This window comes from Desulfobotulus mexicanus (assembly GCF_006175995.1).
Taxonomy (GTDB): Bacteria; Desulfobacterota; Desulfobacteria; order Desulfobacterales; family ASO4-4; genus Desulfobotulus; species Desulfobotulus mexicanus.
Map to the genome: position 1 here is coordinate 1 of NZ_VDMB01000063.1, position 1507 is coordinate 1507.

Genomic DNA, 1507 nt, shown 5'->3' on the forward strand with positions numbered 1-1507 from the left:
CGGTTTCGTCTTTAAAGCGTCAAGGCCGCCTTTGCGGTATTTGGCTATCCACTGGTAAATTGCGGATCGATGGTAACCCAGAGCCCTGGCGATAACCTCTGGGCTTTCACCCGATTCGATCTGCTGGACAGCGCGTATACGGATAGCCTCACGGGTCTTATGATCGAGTTTTCTAGCGTCTTGTTTTTTCATAAGCAGCAATATACATCATGTCGAGTTGGTTTTGAACTTTTTAGTAAATGAGCCAGAAGTGGTAGTAGTGGGGAAAGCACGCTCTGGCTTGTTTGGGTATTCTTCGAAGTCAGGGGATTTTGATCAAGAACTCATAGAAGATCAAAGGAAATATGGTACGCAGTGGAGCAAGAAGTTAAAACCTCGATATACACCTGAATCTTTGGATGTTGAGGTGGAAGGATGGGAAAACGCTCCTATAGGTACTTTCAGCGAGTACCGGATTGGAATTGGAGATGAAGGAGATAGGCCCGATAAAGATGTATTATGGTTAGCACAGTATTATTTTGTGCCAAATCATTTTTATTTCCCCGACCGTCAGATGCTTGCTCCTATTGGAAAGCCTCTTGTAAGCTTGGATGAGCCATTTTTTTGCAATATTAATAATCATGAAATCGGTGTTTATCCAGACTCCGCTGGTCATTTAGCTATGATTTCTGTATTGGGGAAAAAAGACGGTGATAAGGATTATCTCGCTTCAGGCTTGAATTTAATTACGCCACTGTTGAACCAAATTTCCTTTCAAACTGATCAAGTATTGCCGATTGTTCAAAAACACTGGATTGGCCTCCCCTCAGGTACTATTCAATATCAGAAACTGGTTGAGCCTGGAAGAATAAAGCTGTCACCGCGAGATTTTACGGAGCACGAACCTTTAACTCATGCTCTATCGCTATATAGGACAGGGCTTAATTGTAATGATCCAGCATATTCTTTCTTTTCTTTCTGGCGTGCGGCGGAGTCTGTTGATATAGAGAAAGCAAAATGGTGCCGGAGAAATAATCTATCTGTCCCAAAGTTAACAGAAGAAAAAATCCCTGATCATAAGGTTTTTGCTGGCAGGGTTGGTATGAAATTTACAAAAGTTATGGATGAGATGAGGGCAAAATATCGTAACTCGATTGCTCATGTACCGGGGGCTTATGAGAATCCTGAAATCCCGCTCTTTTTTATACCTACGCAGGTTCTTTAACTCCAAAGGCTTTAAAGATAGTCATTTGAAGTCTGGTTAATGGAAAAAGGATTTTGGTTCCCTTGATTTCCTGTCTGCGCAACTTGGATAAAGTCAGAAGCAATTCCTTCATTGTCATTTTGCAATACAGTTTTTCCTGAAGCATCGTGTAGTGGATCTTTGACAACAATATGAGTGCCAGGAAACCTACGAAGGTTTTATTCCTGGCATTGTGATTGCTGTGAACCCTTAGTCTGCCAAGATCAAGGTTGTTTTTCATTCGATCAAAGCCTTTTTCAACGACATCCTTATCCCGGTAAATCC

General features: G+C 41.8%; 2 protein-coding genes and 1 pseudogene. 1 reads left to right on the forward strand and 2 read right to left on the reverse strand.

What is annotated here, in order from left to right; genetic code table 11:
- Positions 1–192, reverse strand: a 192-nt coding sequence (locus FIM25_RS16885) for a helix-turn-helix domain-containing protein (RefSeq protein ID WP_139449876.1), incomplete at its 3' end; no start/stop codon positions are given.
- Between the two features lie 67 nt (positions 193–259).
- Between FIM25_RS16885 and mauJ the strand changes: the two genes are divergently transcribed.
- Entirely contained in the window at positions 260–1204 is a 945-nt protein-coding gene (gene mauJ / locus FIM25_RS16890; protein ID WP_179953493.1) for a methylamine utilization protein MauJ, read from the forward strand.
- Here the strand turns inward: mauJ and FIM25_RS17450 are convergent.
- Positions 1188–1507: pseudogene (locus tag FIM25_RS17450) on the reverse strand (hypothetical protein); the annotation flags it as partial. The gene mauJ and the pseudogene FIM25_RS17450 sit on opposite strands and share 17 nt — an antisense overlap.